This window comes from Pseudomonas sp. GW821-FHT09C08, from assembly GCF_059418125.1.
The window spans coordinates 381,881-400,686 of the sequence record NZ_JBWKPG010000003.1; the positions used below are offsets into that span (position 1 = coordinate 381,881).

The window sequence follows — 18,806 nt, forward strand, 5'->3', positions numbered from 1 at the left end:
CGCTTCACAGATCGGCAGGCAGTGGCTCTTTGAGCCATTGCATTGCATTCTTTTCCAGGCTGCCGTCAGCTTTTGCCGCGACCAGGATCTGGTTGACCTTCTCCAGCAACGCCGGCTCGTTCTTGTTCACGCCGACGTACACCGGCGAATCCTTGAGTTTCACTTTCAGCGCCGGCACGCGTTTCGGGTTGCGCTCGCTGATCGCCACCATCACTACGTTGCCGCTGGCGATGAGGTCGACCTGGCCGGCCAAGTAGGCGGCGATGGTCGAGTTGTTGTCTTCGAAGCGCTTGATCGTGGCCTCTTTGGGCGCCACGGCGGTCAGCTCGATGTCTTCAATGGCGCCACGGGTCACGCTGATGGTCTTGCCCTTGAGGTCGTCGGTGGTGCTGATCGCCGCGTCAGGCGGGCCGAACACGGCGAGGTAGAACGGTGCATAGGCCCGGGAGAAGTCGATGACTTTTTCGCGCTCGGCGTTTTTACCCAGGCTGGAAATCACCAGGTCGACCTTGCCAGTGGTGAGGAACGGAATGCGGTTGGTGCTGTTGACCGGGGTCAGTTCCAGCTTGACCTTGAGCTGGTCGGCCAGCAGCTTGGCGGTGTCGATGTCCAGGCCGCGAGGCTTCATGTCCGGGCCGACCGAGCCGAAGGGCGGGAAGTCCTGGGGCACGGCGACCTTGAGGGTGCCACGGGCGACAATATCGTCCAGACCGTTGGCCTGGGCAGGTGCCTGGCTGAGCATCAGGCTGGCAAACAGGGCAGTGAGCAGGGCGCTGTAGCGCTTGGTCATGGCAACTCTCCGAGAAGGGCGAAGGAATTTTCTGATTTTGCTCAGTGCACAGCCCATGCCAGCCCTCTCGGAATCGTCTGAAGGGCCGGGATTTGTTGAGGTTGTGTGGTCTTACTGGTCTGAACAGTCAGAAGGCTTTTCGCACCTTTTTCGAGCGCCGGTAAAACCCCGCGAGCCCCTTTGGGGCGTGGCTTGCCGTGGCCTTCGAATAGCTTTACAACTAGCCGCTCTGATGACGAGAACCTTGAGTTTTTTATGAATTCCATCGCCCAAGCCGTACCGGAAGCGGCCCTGCAGGCCATCCGTAAACTGATCAAGGAGCAAGGCTTCGGGCCGGGCGACGCCCTGCCGTCCCAGCGCGACCTGGCGGTGCAGTTGGGGGTGAGTCGGGCGTCACTGCGCGAAGCGTTGTCGTCCCTCAGTGCCCTGGGGGTGGTCAGCGTGCAGCCAGGCAAGGGCGTGTTCGTGCAGGCGGCAGAAGAGGCACCGGGGTTTGCCTGGCCCTTCGCGGCGCAGGCCACGCCGTTGGATATCTTCCAGTTGCGCTACGCCCTCGAGGGGTTTGCGGCAGGGCTGGCGGCGATGACCTTGACCCTCGATGAGCTGGACAGCCTGGAGGATAACGTCGAGGCGATGCGCAAGGTGCTCAAGGCCGGTGACTTTGAAGCGGCGGCCCGGCTGGACTTCGAATTCCACCAGCGCATCCTCCTGGCCAGCGGCAATCAGGCGATGGTGAGCATCCTGAGTGCCAGCGCCGAGGTGTTCCTGGAGAGCCAGAAACTACCGTTCATCCGGCCGGAGCGGGCCATGGAGACCTGGCAGGAGCACCGCAGGATCCTGCGCGCCCTGGCCCGTCGCGCCAGTGCGGCGGCACAAAAAACCATGCAGGAACACGTGCGCAATGCGGCATTGCGCACTGGCATCGCCTTCGTGACGCCCGTCACGCCCTGAGTCGGGCCATACCCAAACTCATGCGCCATCATAGGAAGACTCAATCAGAGGCGGCTTCCTGAACGGGGGAAGGGCGGCTATGATGGGCAACGTTTTTTTTGCTTACAATCCGGAGACATCCATGAGCAACGATCTTATCAAGCACGTCACCGACGCGACCTTTGAGGCCGAAGTACTCAAGGCTGCTGGCCCGGTGCTGGTTGACTACTGGGCTGAATGGTGTGGCCCTTGCAAAATGATCGCTCCGGTCCTGGACGACATTGCAACCACCTACGAAGGCAAGTTGACCATTGCCAAGCTGAACATCGACGACAACCAGGAAACCCCGGCCAAGCATGGCGTGCGTGGTATCCCTACGTTGATGCTGTTCAAGAACGGCAACGTCGAGGCCACCAAGGTTGGCGCGCTGTCGAAGTCCCAGCTGCAAGCTTTCCTCGACGCGAACATCTAAACGTCGTCAAAAAAGCCCCGCAAATTGCGGGGCTTTTTCGTGAAACAGGGCTAGACGCTCCGAAACTCAGGTGGTACATTCGGCCCCGCACTGGTTTCTCCACTGCCCCCTGCAAGCCGTCGCCGACGCATTCCTTTTCGATTAGTACGCGATCCTGTCGCCTTCTCTGCGGCGCGGCCTCATTAAGCCAAAAGCTTAATTTCCCCCCTCCATAAATGATTACGTCATTCCTATATGAATCTGACTGAACTCAAGCAAAAGCCGATTACCGACCTGCTCCAATTGGCCGAAGAAATGGGCATAGAAAATATGGCCCGTTCGCGCAAGCAGGACGTGATTTTCTCCCTGCTCAAGAAGCACGCGAAAAGCGGCGAGGAAATCTCCGGTGATGGCGTGCTGGAGATTCTCCAGGACGGCTTCGGCTTCCTCCGCTCTGCAGACGCCTCCTATCTCGCCGGCCCAGACGATATCTACGTCTCGCCGAGCCAGATCCGTCGCTTCAACTTGCGCACCGGTGACACCATCGTTGGCAAGATCCGCCCTCCGAAGGAAGGCGAGCGTTATTTCGCCCTGCTCAAGGTCGACACGATCAACTTCGATCGCCCCGAGAACGCGAAAAACAAGATTCTCTTCGAGAACCTGACCCCGCTGTTCCCGACCGTGCGCATGAAGATGGAAGCCGGTAACGGTTCCACCGAAGACTTGACCGGTCGTGTGATCGACCTGTGCGCCCCGATCGGCAAGGGCCAGCGTGGCCTGATCGTCGCACCGCCGAAAGCCGGCAAGACCATCATGCTGCAGAACATTGCCGCGAACATCGCGCGTAACAATCCTGAAGTTCACCTGATCGTGCTGCTGATCGATGAGCGTCCGGAAGAAGTGACCGAAATGCAGCGCACCGTGCGCGGCGAAGTGGTTGCCTCCACGTTCGATGAGCCGCCAACCCGCCACGTGCAGGTTGCCGAAATGGTGATCGAAAAGGCCAAGCGCCTGGTCGAGCACAAGAAAGACGTGGTGATCCTGCTCGACTCCATCACCCGCCTGGCCCGTGCCTACAACACCGTGATCCCGAGCTCCGGCAAGGTATTGACCGGTGGTGTCGACGCCCACGCCCTGGAGAAACCGAAGCGTTTCTTCGGCGCCGCGCGCAACATCGAGGAAGGCGGTTCGCTCACCATCATCGCCACCGCACTGGTTGAAACCGGCTCGAAGATGGACGAAGTGATCTACGAAGAGTTCAAGGGTACCGGCAACATGGAACTGCCCCTGGACCGTCGCATCGCGGAAAAACGCGTCTTCCCGGCCATCAACATCAACCGCTCCGGTACCCGCCGCGAAGAGTTGCTGACTGCCGACGACGAACTGCAGCGCATGTGGATCCTGCGCAAGCTGCTGCACCCGATGGACGAAGTTGCCGCCATCGAGTTCCTGATCGACAAGCTGAAAACCACCAAGACCAACGACGAGTTCTTCCTGTCGATGAAGCGTAAGTAATACGACGTTTCAGGTCCGAAAAAATGGCGCCCTCAGGGGCGCCATTTTTTTTCGTGCGTTTTTTAAGCACCTTCGGCACGCAAATGCACCGCGATAAGCTGCCAGCCGCCGCCAGAGCAGGTAGGATGTACGCCTATTTTACGGGTGGCATGGTTAATGAAATTCAAGGATCTTCGGGATTTCGTGCAGCAACTTGAGCAGCGCGGAGAGTTGAAACGTATCCAGATGCCGATTTCGCCGGTGCTGGAAATGACTGAGATTTGCGACCGTACCCTGCGCAACAAGGGCCCGGCGCTGCTGTTCGAGAAGCCGACCGGTTTCGATATCCCGGTGCTCGGCAACCTGTTCGGCACCCCCGAGCGCGTGGCGTTTGGCATGGGCGCCGAGTCGGTCAGCGAACTGCGCGAGATCGGCAAGCTGCTGGCGTTCCTCAAGGAGCCTGAGCCACCCAAGGGCCTCAAGGATGCGTGGTCGAAGCTGCCGATCTTCCGCAAGATCATTGCCATGGCGCCCAAGGTGGTCAAGGACGCGGTGTGCCAGGAAGTGGTCATCGAAGGCGATGACGTCGACCTTGCCATGCTCCCCGTGCAAACCTGCTGGCCCGGCGACGTCGGCCCGCTGATCACCTGGGGCCTGACCGTCACCAAGGGCCCGAACAAGGATCGCCAGAACCTCGGCATCTATCGCCAGCAAGTGATCGGCCGCAACAAGGTGATCATGCGTTGGCTGAGCCACCGTGGCGGCGCCCTGGATTTCCGCGAGTGGTGCGAGAAGCACCCCGGCAAGCCGTTCCCGGTGTCCGTGGCCCTCGGCGCCGACCCGGCGACCATCCTCGGTGCCGTCACCCCGGTGCCGGACAGCCTTTCCGAGTACGCCTTCGCCGGCCTGTTGCGCGGTAACCGTACCGAACTGGTGAAGTGCCGCGGCAACGACCTGCAAGTGCCGGCCACCGCTGAAATCATCCTCGAAGGCGTGATTCACCCCGGCGAGATGGCCGATGAAGGCCCGTACGGCGACCACACCGGCTATTACAACGAAGTCGACAGCTTCCCGGTGTTCACCGTCGAGCGCATCACCCATCGGATCAAGCCGATCTACCACAGCACCTACACCGGCCGTCCGCCAGATGAGCCGGCGATTCTGGGTGTGGCGCTGAACGAAGTGTTCGTGCCGATCCTGCAAAAGCAATTCCCGGAAATCACCGACTTCTACCTGCCGCCGGAAGGCTGCTCGTATCGCATGGCCATCGTGACCATGAAGAAGTCGTACCCGGGCCATGCCAAGCGGGTCATGCTGGGTGTGTGGTCGTTTTTGCGACAGTTCATGTACACCAAGTTCGTTATCGTTACCGACGACGACATCAATGCCCGCGACTGGAACGACGTGATCTGGGCCATCACCACGCGCATGGACCCCAAGCGCGACACGGTGATGATCGACAACACGCCGATCGACTACCTCGACTTCGCCTCGCCGGTGTCGGGCCTGGGTTCGAAGATGGGCCTGGATGCCACGCATAAATGGCCGGGCGAAACCACCCGCGAGTGGGGTCGGGTCATCGTCAAGGATGAAGCCGTGACGGCGCGTGTCGATGCGATCTGGAAAGAATTGGGAATAGATTGATGCGTGTAACCCTGCAACCTTCCGGCGCGGTGCTGGAGCTGGTCCCCGGCGAGCGAATCCTCGAAGGCGCGCGTCGCCTGGGCTACGAGTGTCCCCAGGCGTGCCGCAATGGGGTATGCCACGTGTGTGCCGCGTTGCTGGTTGAGGGCCGGGTGCAACAAGGCGGTGAGGTGCGTGACCACGGTGAGTTCTACACCTGCATCGCCGAGCCGCTGGAAGATTGCATTGTATTGTGGGATGGCGTGCTGGCGCCGGGAGAGTTGCCGTTGCGCAAGTTGTCGTGCCAATTGAGTGAGTGTGTGGATGTCGGTGGCGATGTGTGGCGCGTGCGCTTGCGGGCTCCGGCCGGCAAGGCCGTGCGTTACCACGCCGGGCAATACCTGATGATCGAACGGGAGAACGGTGAGAAGTCGGCGTTTTCCCTGGCGTCGGCGCCTCACGCCGGGCGCGAGCTGGAGCTGCATGTGCTGGTCCGCGAAGACAGCGCGCGCAGCCTGCTGGAGCAACTGCAGCGCAACCAGATGGCGCGTATCGAACTGCCGTTCGGTGACACCCACCTGGCGGAGTTGCCGGACGGGCCGCTGGTGTTGATCGCCGCCGGCACCGGCATGGCGCAGATGCACAGCCTGATCGAGCACTGCCGCGCATCCGGCTTCAAGCACCCGGTGCACCTGTATTGGGGCGTGCGTCGACCGGAAGATTTCTACCAGATCGAGCATTGGGACCAGTGGCAGCAACTGCCCAACCTGTTCCTGCACAAGGTTGTCAGCGATCTGTGCGGCTGGGAAGGGCGCTGCGGCCTGCTGCATGAAGCCGTGTGCGAAGACATTGCCGACCTCAAGACGGTGCATGTCTACGCCAGCGGCTCACCGGCGATGATCTACGGCACCCTGGACGCGCTGGTCGACGCCGGCATGGATGCACACCAGATGCGCGCCGATGTGTTCGCCTACGCGCCTCGGCCCTGAGCCGAGCAAACATCACGGGTATTTGCCGATCAATTGCGGGAGCTGGCTTGCTCGCGAAGGCGCCAGATCAGCCAGCATCTTCAGCGACTGATCCACCGCTTTCGCGGGCAAGCCCGCTTCCACAGTTTTGATCGCTGTTCGGGCTTGGGATTCGAGGCGCCGGCATTTTGAGCGGTCGATACAACTCGGTTCCAACCTTGAAATACATCCCAAATGTGGGAGCGGGCTTGCTCGCGAAGGCGCCAGATCAGCCAGCATCTTTAGCGACTGACCCACCGCTTTCGCGGGCAAGCCCGCTCCCACAGTTTTGATTGCTGTTCGGGCTTGGGATTCGAGGCACCGGCATTTGAGTGGTCGATACAACTCGGTTCCAACCTTGAAATACAGTCCAAATGTGGGAGCTGGCTTGCCTGCGATAGCGGTGGGTCAGCGCAATATATGCTGACTGGCATACCGCAATCGCAAGCCCGCTCCCACATTGGTTCGCGCCGTGTGAGCTTCAGAAGCGCACGCCAGTCGTCACCATCGCCGCATTGAACCCCAACAGCACGAACTCTGCCGCCACCGGCCCGTAATGGGTGCCTACCGACGGAATGATCACCGGGGCCACGCCGAAACGGTTCAAGGGGATCTTGTCGCGGTACTCGCCGCGATAACCCTGGATCGCCCCGCCTGTCAGCTTCAAGTACACCGGATAGTCCGACATGTCATAGCGCTTGCCCGCGTAGGCGTAGTAGGAACGCTGGCGGAACGAATTGCGAAATGTCGCCCCGCCATACACAAAGCCTGACGCCTCATTGCGTTCCAGGCCGATCAGGTCCTGGTGGTTGTTGTGGTCCGGGTCGGGCGCAAAGTGTCGGGTGTAGACACTGGTCTGCGCGTACCAGAAACCTTTGTCGTCGTTGGCCGGCGGCGTCTCTCCCGCCAGCGCAGTGGTGGCCTGGGCGAGAAACAACAGGCCAGGCAATCGAAATGTCTTCATGGGTGCGACCTCGATAGTCGGTTTGATCGGCGGCTAGGTGGGTCGTGATGCGCGCGCTATTTTGACGGCAGGAGCCTTCCCAAGGCTGAACCCGGGCTGAAAGTAACGGGATTGCCACCCTCAATCCTGACGAGTGGGGCGCCGTGCTTATGCATTCGCTTATTCCTTAAAGGTATTTAATTTGTTACATAAATATCTTTAAGCTATATCTCAACGGACTACCGATTTTTCTTCCAATGACCAACAACTGACCGCTACCGCCCGCCAGCCGGATCGATCGTACGAACTCAGGACACTGACGTTCTGAATTTTGATTTAGGGGAGCGGTATGGGGAGCTACAAGAAACACGCGTTGTACACAGCGATTTTGTCGGCCAATTTGCTGACCGCTGTGGGATTCAATCCAGTCCTGGCGGCGCAAACGCCCGCCGCCGATGCACCCAAACTCGACACCGTCATCGTTACCGGTACCCGCGCCCAGGAGCGCACGGCCAGTGCGTCGCTGTCGCCTATCGATGTGATTTCCGGCGATAGCTTGCGCAGTACTGGCTCCGATGAGCTGGGGGCAGTGTTGGCGCGGCTGATTCCGTCGATCAACTTCCCGCGCCCAAGCCTGGTGGACGGCGCCGAGCTGGTTCGCCCGGCGCAGTTGCGCGGGTTGTCGCCGGACCAGGTGCTCGTGCTGGTCAACGGCAAGCGCCGCCACACCAGCGCGTTCGTCAACCTGGGCGGGGCGGTAGGCCGTGGTTCGGCACCGGCAGACCTCAATGCGATCCCGCTTTCGGCGGTGGACCACATTGAGGTGCTGCGCGACGGTGCTTCCTCGCGCTATGGCTCCGATGCCATTGCCGGGGTGATCAACGTGATCCTCAAGCACGCCGACCATGGCGGCTCGATCTCCAGCAAGTTTGGCGAGTACAAGAAAGGCGATGGTATCCAACGCAATATCAGCGGCAACACCGGCCTGGCAGTAGGGGACAACGGTTTCATCAACCTCTCGGCCGAAGGGGCGGACAACGATTACACCAACCGCGCCGGTAAAGACTTCCGACCCGCCAGCGTAGGCTCTACCACCTACGGCCAGCAGGTGTTTCGCCAGGGTGAACCGGCAACCAATGAAGGCAAGCTGGCGTTCAACTCCGAATATGCCTTCAACGATGGGCTGGAGTTCTACACCTTCGGTGGCTATAGCAAGCGGCGGGGCGAGACGGCGGCGTTCTATCGGGCGAGCAATGCCTCCAACAACATTCCGGCGCTCAACCCCAACGGCTACCTGCCGCTGATCAAGGGCAACCTGGAAGACACCTCGCTGGTAGTAGGCCTGCGCGGCCTGCTGGCCTATGACTGGCATTACGATTTGTCGGCCAACTATGGCAAGAACCAATACGAGCTGAGCACCGAAACTATCAACACCTCCCTGGGCCTGGCCACGCCGCGCAAGTTCGATAACGGCACGCTGAGCAACGATCAGAAACAAGTCAGCCTGGACCTGTCCCGTGAGTTCGATGTGGGCTGGCTGCCGTATCCGGTTTCGGTAGCGTTCGGCGGTGAATACCTGCACCAGGGCTACGAGATCGAGGCGGGTGAGCCGGCGTCCTACTACCAGACCGGCAGCTCCGGCCTGGGTGGATTCCGCGATGCCGATGCCGGCACCAGCTCGCGGCATAACTGGGCCCAGTACCTGGACCTGGAAACCAATTTCACCGAGAAACTCAGCGCTTCTGCGGCCGTGCGCCATGAGGACTACAGCGACTTCGGCTCCAATGTCAGCGGCTCGTTGTCGGCGCGTTATGACTTCACGCCGCAGGTGGCCTTGCGGGGCAGTGTCTCGAATGGCTTTCGCGCGCCGTCCCTGGCCCAGCAGAACTTTGCCTACACCTCGTCGCAGTTGATCGGCAGCACTATCCAGGAAGCGGGTACCTTTCCCGCCAACAGCCAGGTCGCCCGCCTGCTCGGCGCTGAAGACCTCAAGGCCGAGAAGTCGCGCAACTACAGCCTCGGCCTGGTGCTGGAGCCCGCCGATGACCTGACCGTGACGCTCGATGTCTACCGCATCGACATCCGCGATCGCATCAGCCTGTCGTCGAACCTCAACCTCAACCCGGCGGCCATTGCCTACCTGCAAGCCAATGGCGTCGGCAACATCAACTACACCAGTGCTCGCTATTTCACCAATGCCACCAACACCAGCACCGATGGCGTCGACCTGGTAGCCAACTATCGCTACCAGTTCGATAACGGCATCCGCTGGAACAGCACCGTAGGCTACAACTACAACCACACCAAGGTGACGGACGTGAAGGCCAACCCGGCGATTCTCGACAGCCTGGGCGTGAACCTGCTGCGTGTGGACCGTCGCGAGCGCATCGGTTTGCTCGGCGATACCACGCCGCAGCACAAGCTGAGCCTGGGTAACGACTTCACCTTCGGAAATTGGGCGTTGCACAGCAACCTGGTGCGCTATGGTGAATTCACCAGCTACCAGGCGGACAAGGTCAACGACCAGACCTTCAAGGCCGCCTGGGTGCTGGATTTGTCAGCGGACTACAAGCTGAAGAACTGGACGTTCACCCTGGGCGGCGACAACGTCACCGATAAATACCCGGAAAAGGTCAACGCCTTCGCCAGCAGTGGTGGCAATCTCGCCTATAGCACTTTTTCGCCGTACGGTTACAGCGGCGCGTTTTATTACGGTAAAGTTGCTTACAACTGGTAACACACAGGAGGCGTACCGCTTTTCGCCATGACCGCCATTGAATCCGATCTTTTGCAATTGGCTTACCCTCCGCGGCTCGATCTGGGGCCGCAACTCACTCACGAACAGTTGTTGAGCTCGATGCAGGCCACCATGGGTCGGCACAAGGGTGGGCCGGTCTGGCTATTTGCGTATGGTTCGCTGATCTGGCGCCCTGAATGCTCGTCCACCGAGCGGGTGCGGGCACGGGTCCACGGTTATCACCGGGGCCTGTACCTGTGGTCTCACGAACATCGGGGTACGCCGGAGTTGCCGGGGCTGGTGTTCGGGCTGGATCGCGGGGGTTCCTGCAGCGGATTTGCCTATCGGCTGCCGGAAGATCAGCTGGAAGCGTCGCTCTACGCCCTGTGGCGCCGCGAAATGCCCTATCCCTCGTACCGGCCACATTGGCTCAGTTGCCGTCTGGAAGATGGCAGCCAGGTGCAGGCGTTGGGGTTTGTGTTGGAGCGGCACTTGCCCAGCTACGCCGGCAACTTGCCCGACGAAGTGCTCAATCATGTGCTGGAAAGCGCTTGCGGGCGTTACGGCACGACTCGCGATTATGTCGAGCAGACCGTCAACGCCCTGCGTAGCCACGCCATGCCAGATAAAAACCTGGAGGCGCGGCTCAAGCGGTGTGCCAAGGATTGCTCAGGCGGTTAGCGCGCCGCGCTGACGCTGTTGGTGTGCCACAGCGTGGGGATCAGGAACGCGATAGCCAGCAGGCACGCGGCGATCAGCAACACAAAACCACCGTCCCACCCGAAATGGTCCACGGTGTAGCCCATGGCCGCACTCGCCGCTACCGAACCGCCCAGGTAACCGAACAGACCGGTGAAGCCCGCAGCCGTACCGGCGGCTTTCTTCGGTGCCAGTTCCAGCGCCTGCAGGCCGATCAGCATCACCGGGCCGTAGATCAGGAAGCCGATGGAAAACAGCGCGATCATGTCGATTACCGGGTTGCCTGGCGGGTTGAGCCAGTAGACCAGGGTCGCCACGGTCACCAACGCCATGAACACGATGCCGGTCAGGCCACGGTTGCCCCGGAAGATCTTGTCCGACATCCAGCCGCATAGCAGCGTGCCCGGAATACCCGCCCACTCGTAGAAGAAGTACGCCCAGGACGACTTGTCGACCGTGAAGTGCTTGGCTTCCTTGAGGTAAGTCGGCGCCCAGTCCAGCACGCCGTAGCGCAGCAGGTAGACGAACACGTTGGCGAACGCGATGTACCACAGCATTTTGTTGCGCAGCACGTATTTGACGAAGATTTCCTTGGCGCTGAATTCGTCTTCGTGGCTGGCGTCGTAGCCTTCCGGGTAATCATTCTTGTATTGCTCGATCGGCGGCAGGCCTACCGATTGCGGGGTGTCACGCATGGTGATGAAAGCAAAGGCCGCCACCAGCAACGCCACGGTGGCCGGGACGTAGAACGCTGCGTGCCAGTCGTTGAACCACGCCATGCCGAGCAGGAACAGCGGGCCGATCAGGCCGCCGCCGACGTTGTGCGCCACGTTCCACACGGAGACCACGCCGCCGCGTTCTTTCTGCGACCACCAGTGCACCATGGTCCGCCCGCTGGGCGGCCAGCCCATGCCCTGGGCCCAACCGTTGATGAACAGCAAAATGAACATCATCGTCACGCTGGACGTGGCCCAAGGCGCGAAACCGAAAATGAACATCACCCCTGCCGACACCAGCAGGCCGAAGGGCAGGAAGTAGCGCGGGTTGGAGCGGTCGGACACCAGGCCCATGAGGAACTTGGACAGGCCGTACGCAATCGCGATGGCCGACATCGCCAGGCCCAGTTCACCTCGGGTGTAACCCTCGTCGATCAGGTAGGGCATGGCCAGCGAGAAGTTTTTGCGCAGCAGGTAGTAGCCGGCATAACCGAAGAAAATACCGGCGAAGATCTGCCAGCGCAGGCGTCGGTAAGTGCTGTCTATTTTTTCTTCAGGCAGGGGTGCCTGGTGTGCGGCAGGACGAAAGAAAGCAAACATTCAAGAGCTCCAAATTTCTTGTTTTGACTGCGGATGCGAATGTTACAGTTTCGTTACCGAAAATAGCATTGCCTCTTATCCGCAAATACAGGAAATGGGAGCAATCGCATGTTCTCTTACGAACATGTCGCTAATAGATAAGTGATGGTCGGTATCAGGTCTCGAGGCCTAAGGAGATCAACGGTGGGAGCAGGCTTGCCTGCGAGAGTGGTCTCGCAGCTGCATTTGTGTTGGCTGACCCACCGCTATCGCAGGCAAGCCAGCTCCCACATCGGCCACATTTCAATCGGTCAGCGGGTTTGGACCACGACTTTGCCCACCGCCTTGCGCTGCCCCAGGTCATTGATCGCCTGGGCGGCTTGCTCCAGCGGGTACACCTGCGAGACCAGCGGCTTGAGCTTGCCCTCGGCATACCAACTGAACAGTTGCTGGAAGTTCGCCGCATTGTCCTGCGGCTGGCGTTGCGCGAACGAGCCCCAGAACACCCCGACCACTGCCGCGCCCTTGAGCAGCGCCAGGTTGACCGGCAGTTCCGGGATGCGTCCGCTGGCAAAGCCCACCACCAACAGGCGGCCGTTCCAGGCGATGGCGCGGATGGCCTGGTCAAACAGGTCGCCACCCACTGGGTCGTAGATCACATCGGCGCCGTTGCCGTCGGTCAGGCGCTTGATCTCGTCCTTGAGGCTGGCTTCGCTGTAGTTGATCAACTCATCGGCGCCCGCAGCCTTGGCCACGGCCAGCTTGTCGGCGCTGCTGGCGGCGGCGATCACCCGCGCGCCCATGGCCTTGCCGATTTCCACGGCGGCCAGGCCGACGCCACCGGAGGCACCGAGGACCAGCAGGGTTTCGCCGGGTTGCAGGTTGGCGCGCTGTTTCAGCGCGTGCATCGAAGTGCCGTAGGTCATGCTGAAGGCGGCGGCGGTATTGAAGTCCATGCTCGGCGGGATCGGCAGCACGTTATAGCCGGGCACCGCGACCTGTTCGGCAAAGCTGCCCCAGCCGGTCAGCGCCATGACCCGGTCACCGACTTTCAGGTGGCTGACCTTTTCTCCCACTTCACTGACTACGCCCGCCGCTTCGCCACCCGGCGAGAACGGGAAGGGCGGCTTGAACTGGTACTTGCCCTCGATGATCAGGGTGTCCGGGAAATTCACCCCGGCGGCATGCACGTCCAGCAGGATTTCGTTCTTCTTGATCGTAGGGCTTGCGGTCTCTTCCAGCACCAGGGTTTCGGCGGGGCCGAAGGCTTTGCACAGCACAGCTTTCATCGGACTATTCCTTTTGGCATCGTGGCCGATAAGTGTAGGAGGGTACGCCCGTGGGTCAACGAGCATGCCCCGGCCTGATAAGCCGCCATAAGCTTGTACTCAGCCTTGCTAGCGTTATGCTACCGGGCAACCGAATTTGAGGAATGAACTGTGAAAGCGTGGATCCTGTTGATGCTGGCCCTGACCTTGCCGATGGCAGCGCAGGCCGAAGAAGCCAAAGAAGGCGAGGCGCCGAAGGTCAGCTATATCAGCCTGAGCCCGCCGTTCGTGGGCAACTACGGCCTGGACGGCACGGCGAAACTCAAGGTATTCAAGGCCGACATCGCCCTGCGCGTCACTGGCCCCGAGGCTGCCGCAGCGGTCAAAGCCAACGATGCGTTGATCCGTAACCAGCTGGTAGCGCTGTTCACCCAGCAGACCAGCGAGACCATGAGCACCATTGAGGGCAAGGAAAAGCTGCGCCAGGAAGCCCTCAAGCAGACCCAGCAAGTGATGAACGACGAGACGGGCAAACCGGTGGTGGAAGACCTGTTGTTCAACAACCTGATCATCCAGTAACGCGGCAGAACAGGCCTGTTGTGGCGAGCGGGCTTGCCCCGCGTTGGGTGGCGAAGCCGCCCCAAAACCGTACGCCTCGGTTTGTCTGAAGAAATGTGAAACTCGATCAGGGCTGCTGCGCAGCCCAACGCGGGGCAAGCCCGCTCGCCACAACAAGCCCGCTCGCCACGAGAACCGGCTCATAGACGTTACGAGGCCAGGCTTTTACGGAACCTGGCCAACGCCACCGCAAAAAACAGCAAGCCAATCCCCGTCAGCGCCAACAAGTCAGGCCACACCACGCTCACCCCCGCATCCCGAAACAGAATCGCCGCGCTCAGGCTTACAAAGTGTGTCGAAGGCGAGCCCTGCATCACCCACTGCAACCATTCCGGCATGCTGTCCAGCGGCGTGCTACCGCCGGAGAGCAACAGCATCGGGATGATCACCGGGATCGCCAGCAAGCCGAACTGTGGTGTCGAGCGGGCCAGGGTGGCGAGGAAGATACCCAGCGCGGTGCTGGCAAACAGGTACAGCGCCGTCACTAACAGAAACAGACTCAGGGATCCGGCCAGCGGCACGCCGAGCAAGCCTTTGACCACCACCTCCAGCGACAGCCAGGTACACAGCACCACCACCAGCATGTTGCTCCAGATTTTCGCCAGCATGATTTCCAGCGCCGTCAGCGGCAGCACCAGCAGGTGATCAAGGGTGCCGTGCTCGCGCTCGCGCAGCAGTGCGGTGCCGGTCAGGACGATGGCGAGGATGGTGATGTTGTTGACGATCTGGATCACCGCCAGGAACCAGCCGCCCTCCAGGTTGGTGTTGAACAGCGCCCGGGTGGTCAGCAGGGCGGGCGTCTTGCTCGCAGCATCGGTTTGACCGCTGTAGTTGAGCAATTCGCGCTGGAAAATCCGCCCGATGTAGCCCGCGCCCATGAATGCCTGGCTCATCGCCGTGGCGTCGACATTCACCTGCACGCCTGGCTGGCGACCGGCCAACAGGTCGGCCTGGAAGTTTGCCGGCACGTTGATCACGAAGGTGTATTCACCGCTGTCCATGACCTTGTCCAACTGGTTGTAGGCCAGCGGCGCAGGCGTCTGGAACTCCGGTGGTTGCAGGGCTTCGGCCATCTGCCGTGAAAGTGCACTGTGGTCTTCATCGACAAATGCCACGCTGGCGTTGTGCACGCCAATCACCGAGCCGGCGGCGGGCATGTAGATGGCCACGGTAAAGGCGTAGAACAGAAACAGCAGCAGCACGCTGTCGTGACGCAGGCTGGTGAGTTCCTTGAGGCCCAGGCGCAGGATGTGAGAGAGCGTGTGCATCAGGCCTCCTGCTTCTTGAGCATGACCAGGCTCAGCCCGGTGAACCCGACGAAAAACCCGAACAGCGCCAGGCACTGCGGCCACAACTGGCGCAGGTCGAGGGCTTTGGTGAAGGTGCCCACGGCAATATCCAGGAAGTGCCCGGCCGGAAACAGCGTGCCCATCAGGGCGGCCGCACCTTCCAGGGACGAGCGCGGCACGATCAGGCCGGAGAACTGGATGGTCGGCAGGCTGGTGATAATCATCGTGCCGAGGATCGCGGCGATCTGGGTGCGGGTGAATGCAGAAATCAGCAGGCCCATGCTGGTGGTGGCGAGCACGTACAGCAGGCCGCCGAATGCCAGGGTCAGGCCGCTGCCCTTGAATGGCACGCCGAACAGCCAGCGGTTCATCGCCACCAACAGCGCCAGGTTGACCAGGCTCACCGCAAGGTACGGCGCCTGTTTGCCGAGCAGGAATTCCAGGCGGGTCAGCGGTGTGGCGTAGAAGTTGGTGATCGAGCCCAGTTCCTTCTCCCGCACGATGCCCAGGGCGGTGAGCATTGCCGGAATAAACGCCAGGATCAGTGCCATCACTCCAGGACCGATGGCATTCACGCTGACCACGTCCTGGTTATAGCGAAAGCGTGTTTCGAGTTTGACGGCAGCCTGGCTGCTGCGGGGCAGGCTGCTCAGTTCGGCCAGTTGCTGGAGATTGCCCTGGTGCACCGCTTCCACGTAGTTACGGCTGGTTTCCGCCCGAAACGGCATGCCACCGTCGAGCCATGCAGCCACCGTGGGTTGGCGACCGGCGTAGAGGTCGCGCCCGAAACCCGGCGGGATTTCCAGGGCCAGTTTGATTTCCGAACGTTGCAGGCGCCGGTGCAACTCGGTGGCGTCGCGGATGGCGGGTTGTTCGGCGAAATAGCGCGAGCTGCGAAAGGCTTCCAGGTAGGCGCGGCTTTGCGGCGTCTGGTCCTGGTCGTAGACGGCGAAGGCGAGATTTTCCACGTCCAGGGAAATGCCGTAGCCGAAGATCACCATCATGAACATCGCCCCAAGCAGGGCGAACGCCATGCGCACCTTGTCGCGCAGCAGCTCCTTGCCTTCACGACTCGCCACCGCCAACAGACGCGAGAGGCTGAAACCGCGCTTGCTGACCGGCGGCGTGCTGGTTTCGCTGACGGTTTGCGCGGGCGCGGTGGGTTCGGCTTCGCCTTGGGCTTGCTCCAGGCAGGTGACGAATGCGGCTTCCAAGGTGTCGCCGTGGAACTGCCGCTGCAGCGCGTCCGGCGTATCACAGGCCAGCACCTTGCCCGCATGCATCAAGGAGATGCGATCGCAGCGCTGGGCTTCGTTCATAAAGTGGGTGGACAGGAAAATCGTCACGCCTTGTTCGCGCGACAGCTCGACCAACAGCCGCCAGAAATCATCCCGCGCTGCCGGGTCGACGCCCGAGGTCGGTTCATCGAGGATCAGCACTTCCGGGCGGTGCAGCACCGCCACTGCCAAGGACAAACGCTGGCGCAGGCCCAGAGGCAGCTCGCCGGACGGCTGCTCGGCGACGTCACCGAGGTCGAAGCGCTGGATCAGCTCATCGATGCGCGGGCCGCTGTCGGCCTTGGGCAGGTCGAACAATTGCGCGTGCAACACCAGGTTCTGGCGCACGCTGAGTTCGCCGTACAGCGAGAAACTCTGCGACATGAAGCCCACACGCTTGCGGGTGGCCAGGTCCTTGGCATTCACCGGATTGCCCAGCAGCATGGCACTGCCTTCAGTGGCTGGCATCAGCCCAGTGAGGACTTTCATGGTGGTGGTCTTGCCACATCCGTTGGAGCCGAGGAAGCCGAAAATCTCTCCCCGCCCAATCGCGAAGCTGACCTTGTTCACCGCAGTGAAATCCCCAAAGCGCAGGGTCAGGTCGTGGGCTTCGATGGCGATATCAGTGTTGGCGTTTTCCCTCGGCGGGATCACCAGTGGCTGGTTGTTGTGGGCGCTGTCGCCCTGGAAGTGCGTAAAGGCTTCATCCAGTTTGCCGCTGGGTGTCGTCGCCGCCAGGTCCCGGCTCAGGCCATCGGCGATCAGCTTGCCACGGTCGAGCATCAGGCAATGTTCGAACTGCTCGGCCTCTTCCATGTAGGCCGTGGCCACCAGCAATGTCAGTTGCGGGCGCTCTCTGCGCACGGTTTCCACCAGTTCCCAGAAGCGCCGGCGCGACAGCGGGTCGACGCCGGTGGTGGGTTCGTCGAGGATCAACAGGTCCGGGTCGTGGATCAGTGCACAGCACAGGCCGAGCTTCTGTTTCATCCCACCGGAAAGCTTGCCGGCAGGGCGCTCGGCGAAACGGGCGAGGTCGGTGGCCAGCAGCAGGTTGTGCATGCGCTGGTCGCAATCGGCTTTCGACAGGCCGAACAATGTCGCGAAGAAGCGAATGTTCTCGCTGATCGACAGTTCGGGATACAGGTTGCCGCCCAGGCCCTGGGGCATGAACGCGATGCGCGGGTAGAGGCTGTTGCGATGACGACGATCGGCGATGGAGCCGCCGAGCACTTCCAACTGGCCGTCCTGCAGTTTCTTGACCCCGGCGATCAGCCCCAGCAGGCTCGACTTGCCCGCGCCATCCGGGCCGATCAGCCCGCAGCGAGTGCCTGCGGGCAGGCTGAAGGCGATGTCCAGCAGTGCCTGTTGTTTGCCGTAGCGGTGGTTGATCCCGGTCGCGTGCAGCGCCAGGCCGGTCATTGCAGGTTGGCCGGCCAGTCGATATCCGCCGTACGCACATAGCCAGCGCCGGGCATGCCGGGCTTGGCTTGCGGCACGGCGCTGGGTTCGGTCAGGCGCAGTTTGACGCGAAACACCAGTTTCTGGCGTTCGTCGCGGGTTTCGACTTCCTTGGGGGTGAACTGGGATTTGGCCGCGACAAAGCTGATCTTGGCCGGCAGCGGCTGATCGGGCAGGGCGTCGAGCAGCACGCGCGCCTCACTGCCGACGGTCAGGCGCCCGGTGACGGAGGCGGGCAGGTAGAGGTTCATGTACTGGTCCTGCGGATCGATCAGCAACAGCACGCGCCCCCCGGCGCCAAGCACTTCACCGGGCTCGGCCAGGCGCAGCTGGATAATCCCGTCGATGGGCGCGCGCAGGCTGCTGTCATCGATTTCGCTGGTGAGCTGGGCGACCTGGGCCTGGGCGGCGCCAATCGCGGCTTTCACCGAATTGACCTGGGCTTGCGCGGCAATCACGGCAGCATTGCCGGTGTTCTGGCGTGCCTGCTGTTGATCGATCAACTGGCTGCTGGCGAAGCCGCGCTTGTACAACTCCTGGGTCCGCTTGAGTTCCTGGTTGGCGAGCAATTGCTCGCTCTGGCGCAGTTGCACATTGGCCTCGGCGGCGGCGAAGTTTTCCCTGGCGCGCAGCACCTCGGCTTCAGCCTGGGCGCGCTGGGCCTCCAGAGTGCGGGTGTCCATGCGGGCCAGCAGTTGGCCCTTGAGCACTTTGTCGCCTTCATCCACCCGCACTTCGGCGAGGCGCCCGGGGATCTTCGCGGCGATCTGCACTTCAGTGGATTCCAGGCGGCCGTTACCCATGCTCAGGCCTTCGGGCAGGCGGTCCTGGGTGGACTTCCAGTAACCGAAGCCGCCGGCGGCGACCAGTAACAGGATCAGCAACGTGGCAAATAGCTGGGAGGTGCGGTGGTTCGTCGACATGGGT

At 61.5% G+C, this 18,806-nt stretch carries 15 protein-coding genes; 8 read left to right on the plus strand and 7 right to left on the minus strand.

What is annotated here, in order from left to right; genetic code table 11:
• Positions 1–4: 4 nt before the first annotated feature.
• Entirely contained in the window at positions 5–790 is a 786-nt protein-coding gene (locus AC07OJ_RS12775; RefSeq protein WP_048729333.1) for a transporter substrate-binding domain-containing protein, read from the minus strand.
• A 255-nt stretch (positions 791–1,045) separates the two neighbouring features.
• Between AC07OJ_RS12775 and AC07OJ_RS12780 the strand changes: the two genes are divergently transcribed.
• From AC07OJ_RS12780 to AC07OJ_RS12800, 5 genes are all read left to right on the plus strand, one after another.
• Entirely contained in the window at positions 1,046–1,741 is a 696-nt protein-coding gene (locus tag AC07OJ_RS12780; protein WP_065902368.1) for a FadR/GntR family transcriptional regulator, read from the plus strand.
• A gap of 121 nt (positions 1,742–1,862) precedes the next feature.
• On the plus strand, positions 1,863–2,192 hold the full coding sequence (gene trxA / locus AC07OJ_RS12785; protein ID WP_015886460.1) for a thioredoxin TrxA: 330 nt from the start codon (positions 1,863–1,865) through the stop codon (positions 2,190–2,192).
• Between the two features lie 234 nt (positions 2,193–2,426).
• The gene (gene rho, locus AC07OJ_RS12790) at positions 2,427–3,686 is read left to right on the plus strand and encodes a transcription termination factor Rho (RefSeq protein ID WP_003176825.1); all 1,260 of its coding nucleotides are present in this window, start codon (positions 2,427–2,429) and stop codon (positions 3,684–3,686) included.
• Between the two features lie 156 nt (positions 3,687–3,842).
• Complete coding sequence (ubiD, locus tag AC07OJ_RS12795; RefSeq protein ID WP_065902367.1) at positions 3,843–5,309, plus strand: 4-hydroxy-3-polyprenylbenzoate decarboxylase; 1,467 nt, start codon at positions 3,843–3,845, stop codon at positions 5,307–5,309.
• Positions 5,309–6,277 (plus strand): CDP-6-deoxy-delta-3,4-glucoseen reductase, encoded by a 969-nt coding sequence (locus AC07OJ_RS12800; RefSeq protein WP_106802330.1) that lies wholly within the window; start codon positions 5,309–5,311, stop codon positions 6,275–6,277. The genes ubiD and AC07OJ_RS12800 overlap by 1 nt, the downstream gene beginning before the upstream one ends.
• Before the next feature lie 499 nt (positions 6,278–6,776).
• Here AC07OJ_RS12800 and AC07OJ_RS12805 read toward each other — a convergent pair whose 3' ends face one another.
• Positions 6,777–7,259: a sn-glycerol-3-phosphate transporter gene (locus tag AC07OJ_RS12805; protein ID WP_065902364.1), complete on the minus strand. Its 483-nt coding sequence runs from the start codon at positions 7,257–7,259 to the stop codon at positions 6,777–6,779.
• A gap of 328 nt (positions 7,260–7,587) precedes the next feature.
• Here AC07OJ_RS12805 and AC07OJ_RS12810 point away from each other — a divergent pair, with 328 nt between their 5' ends.
• Together AC07OJ_RS12810 and AC07OJ_RS12815 are read left to right on the plus strand one after the other, a co-directional pair.
• Entirely contained in the window at positions 7,588–9,975 is a 2,388-nt protein-coding gene (locus AC07OJ_RS12810) for a TonB-dependent receptor plug domain-containing protein (RefSeq protein ID WP_495094612.1), read from the plus strand.
• Positions 9,976–10,002: 27 nt separating this feature from the next.
• Positions 10,003–10,656: a gamma-glutamylcyclotransferase gene (locus AC07OJ_RS12815; RefSeq protein WP_065902362.1), complete on the plus strand. Its 654-nt coding sequence runs from the start codon at positions 10,003–10,005 to the stop codon at positions 10,654–10,656.
• Here the strand turns inward: AC07OJ_RS12815 and glpT are convergent.
• Both glpT and AC07OJ_RS12825 read right to left on the minus strand, forming a co-directional pair.
• Positions 10,653–11,990, minus strand: coding sequence for a glycerol-3-phosphate transporter (glpT, locus tag AC07OJ_RS12820; protein ID WP_065902361.1), 1,338 nt, complete (start codon positions 11,988–11,990; stop codon positions 10,653–10,655). The two genes, AC07OJ_RS12815 and glpT, sit on opposite strands and share 4 nt — an antisense overlap.
• 290 nt (positions 11,991–12,280) lie before the next feature.
• Entirely contained in the window at positions 12,281–13,258 is a 978-nt protein-coding gene (locus AC07OJ_RS12825) for an NADPH:quinone oxidoreductase family protein (protein ID WP_106802333.1), read from the minus strand.
• A gap of 150 nt (positions 13,259–13,408) precedes the next feature.
• On the opposite strand from AC07OJ_RS12825, the gene AC07OJ_RS12830 reads away from it, so the two are divergent.
• Complete coding sequence (locus AC07OJ_RS12830; RefSeq protein ID WP_065902358.1) at positions 13,409–13,816, plus strand: flagellar basal body-associated protein FliL; 408 nt, start codon at positions 13,409–13,411, stop codon at positions 13,814–13,816.
• Positions 13,817–14,004: 188 nt separating this feature from the next.
• On the opposite strand, the gene AC07OJ_RS12835 is transcribed toward AC07OJ_RS12830, so the two are convergent.
• From AC07OJ_RS12835 to AC07OJ_RS12845, 3 genes are read right to left on the minus strand one after another with little or no spacing between them, the layout of a single operon-like run.
• Positions 14,005–15,123 carry an ABC transporter permease gene (locus AC07OJ_RS12835; protein WP_495094613.1) on the minus strand — a complete coding sequence of 373 codons (1,119 nt, stop codon included), beginning with the start codon at positions 15,121–15,123 and terminating at the stop codon, positions 14,005–14,007.
• The gene (rbbA, locus tag AC07OJ_RS12840; RefSeq protein WP_495094614.1) at positions 15,123–17,840 is read right to left on the minus strand and encodes a ribosome-associated ATPase/putative transporter RbbA; all 2,718 of its coding nucleotides are present in this window, start codon (positions 17,838–17,840) and stop codon (positions 15,123–15,125) included. Before rbbA ends, AC07OJ_RS12835 begins: the two co-directional genes overlap by 1 nt.
• Entirely contained in the window at positions 17,837–18,802 is a 966-nt protein-coding gene (locus tag AC07OJ_RS12845; RefSeq protein WP_106802336.1) for an HlyD family secretion protein, read from the minus strand. Before AC07OJ_RS12845 ends, rbbA begins: the two co-directional genes overlap by 4 nt.
• Between the last annotated feature and the right edge of the window lie 4 nt (positions 18,803–18,806).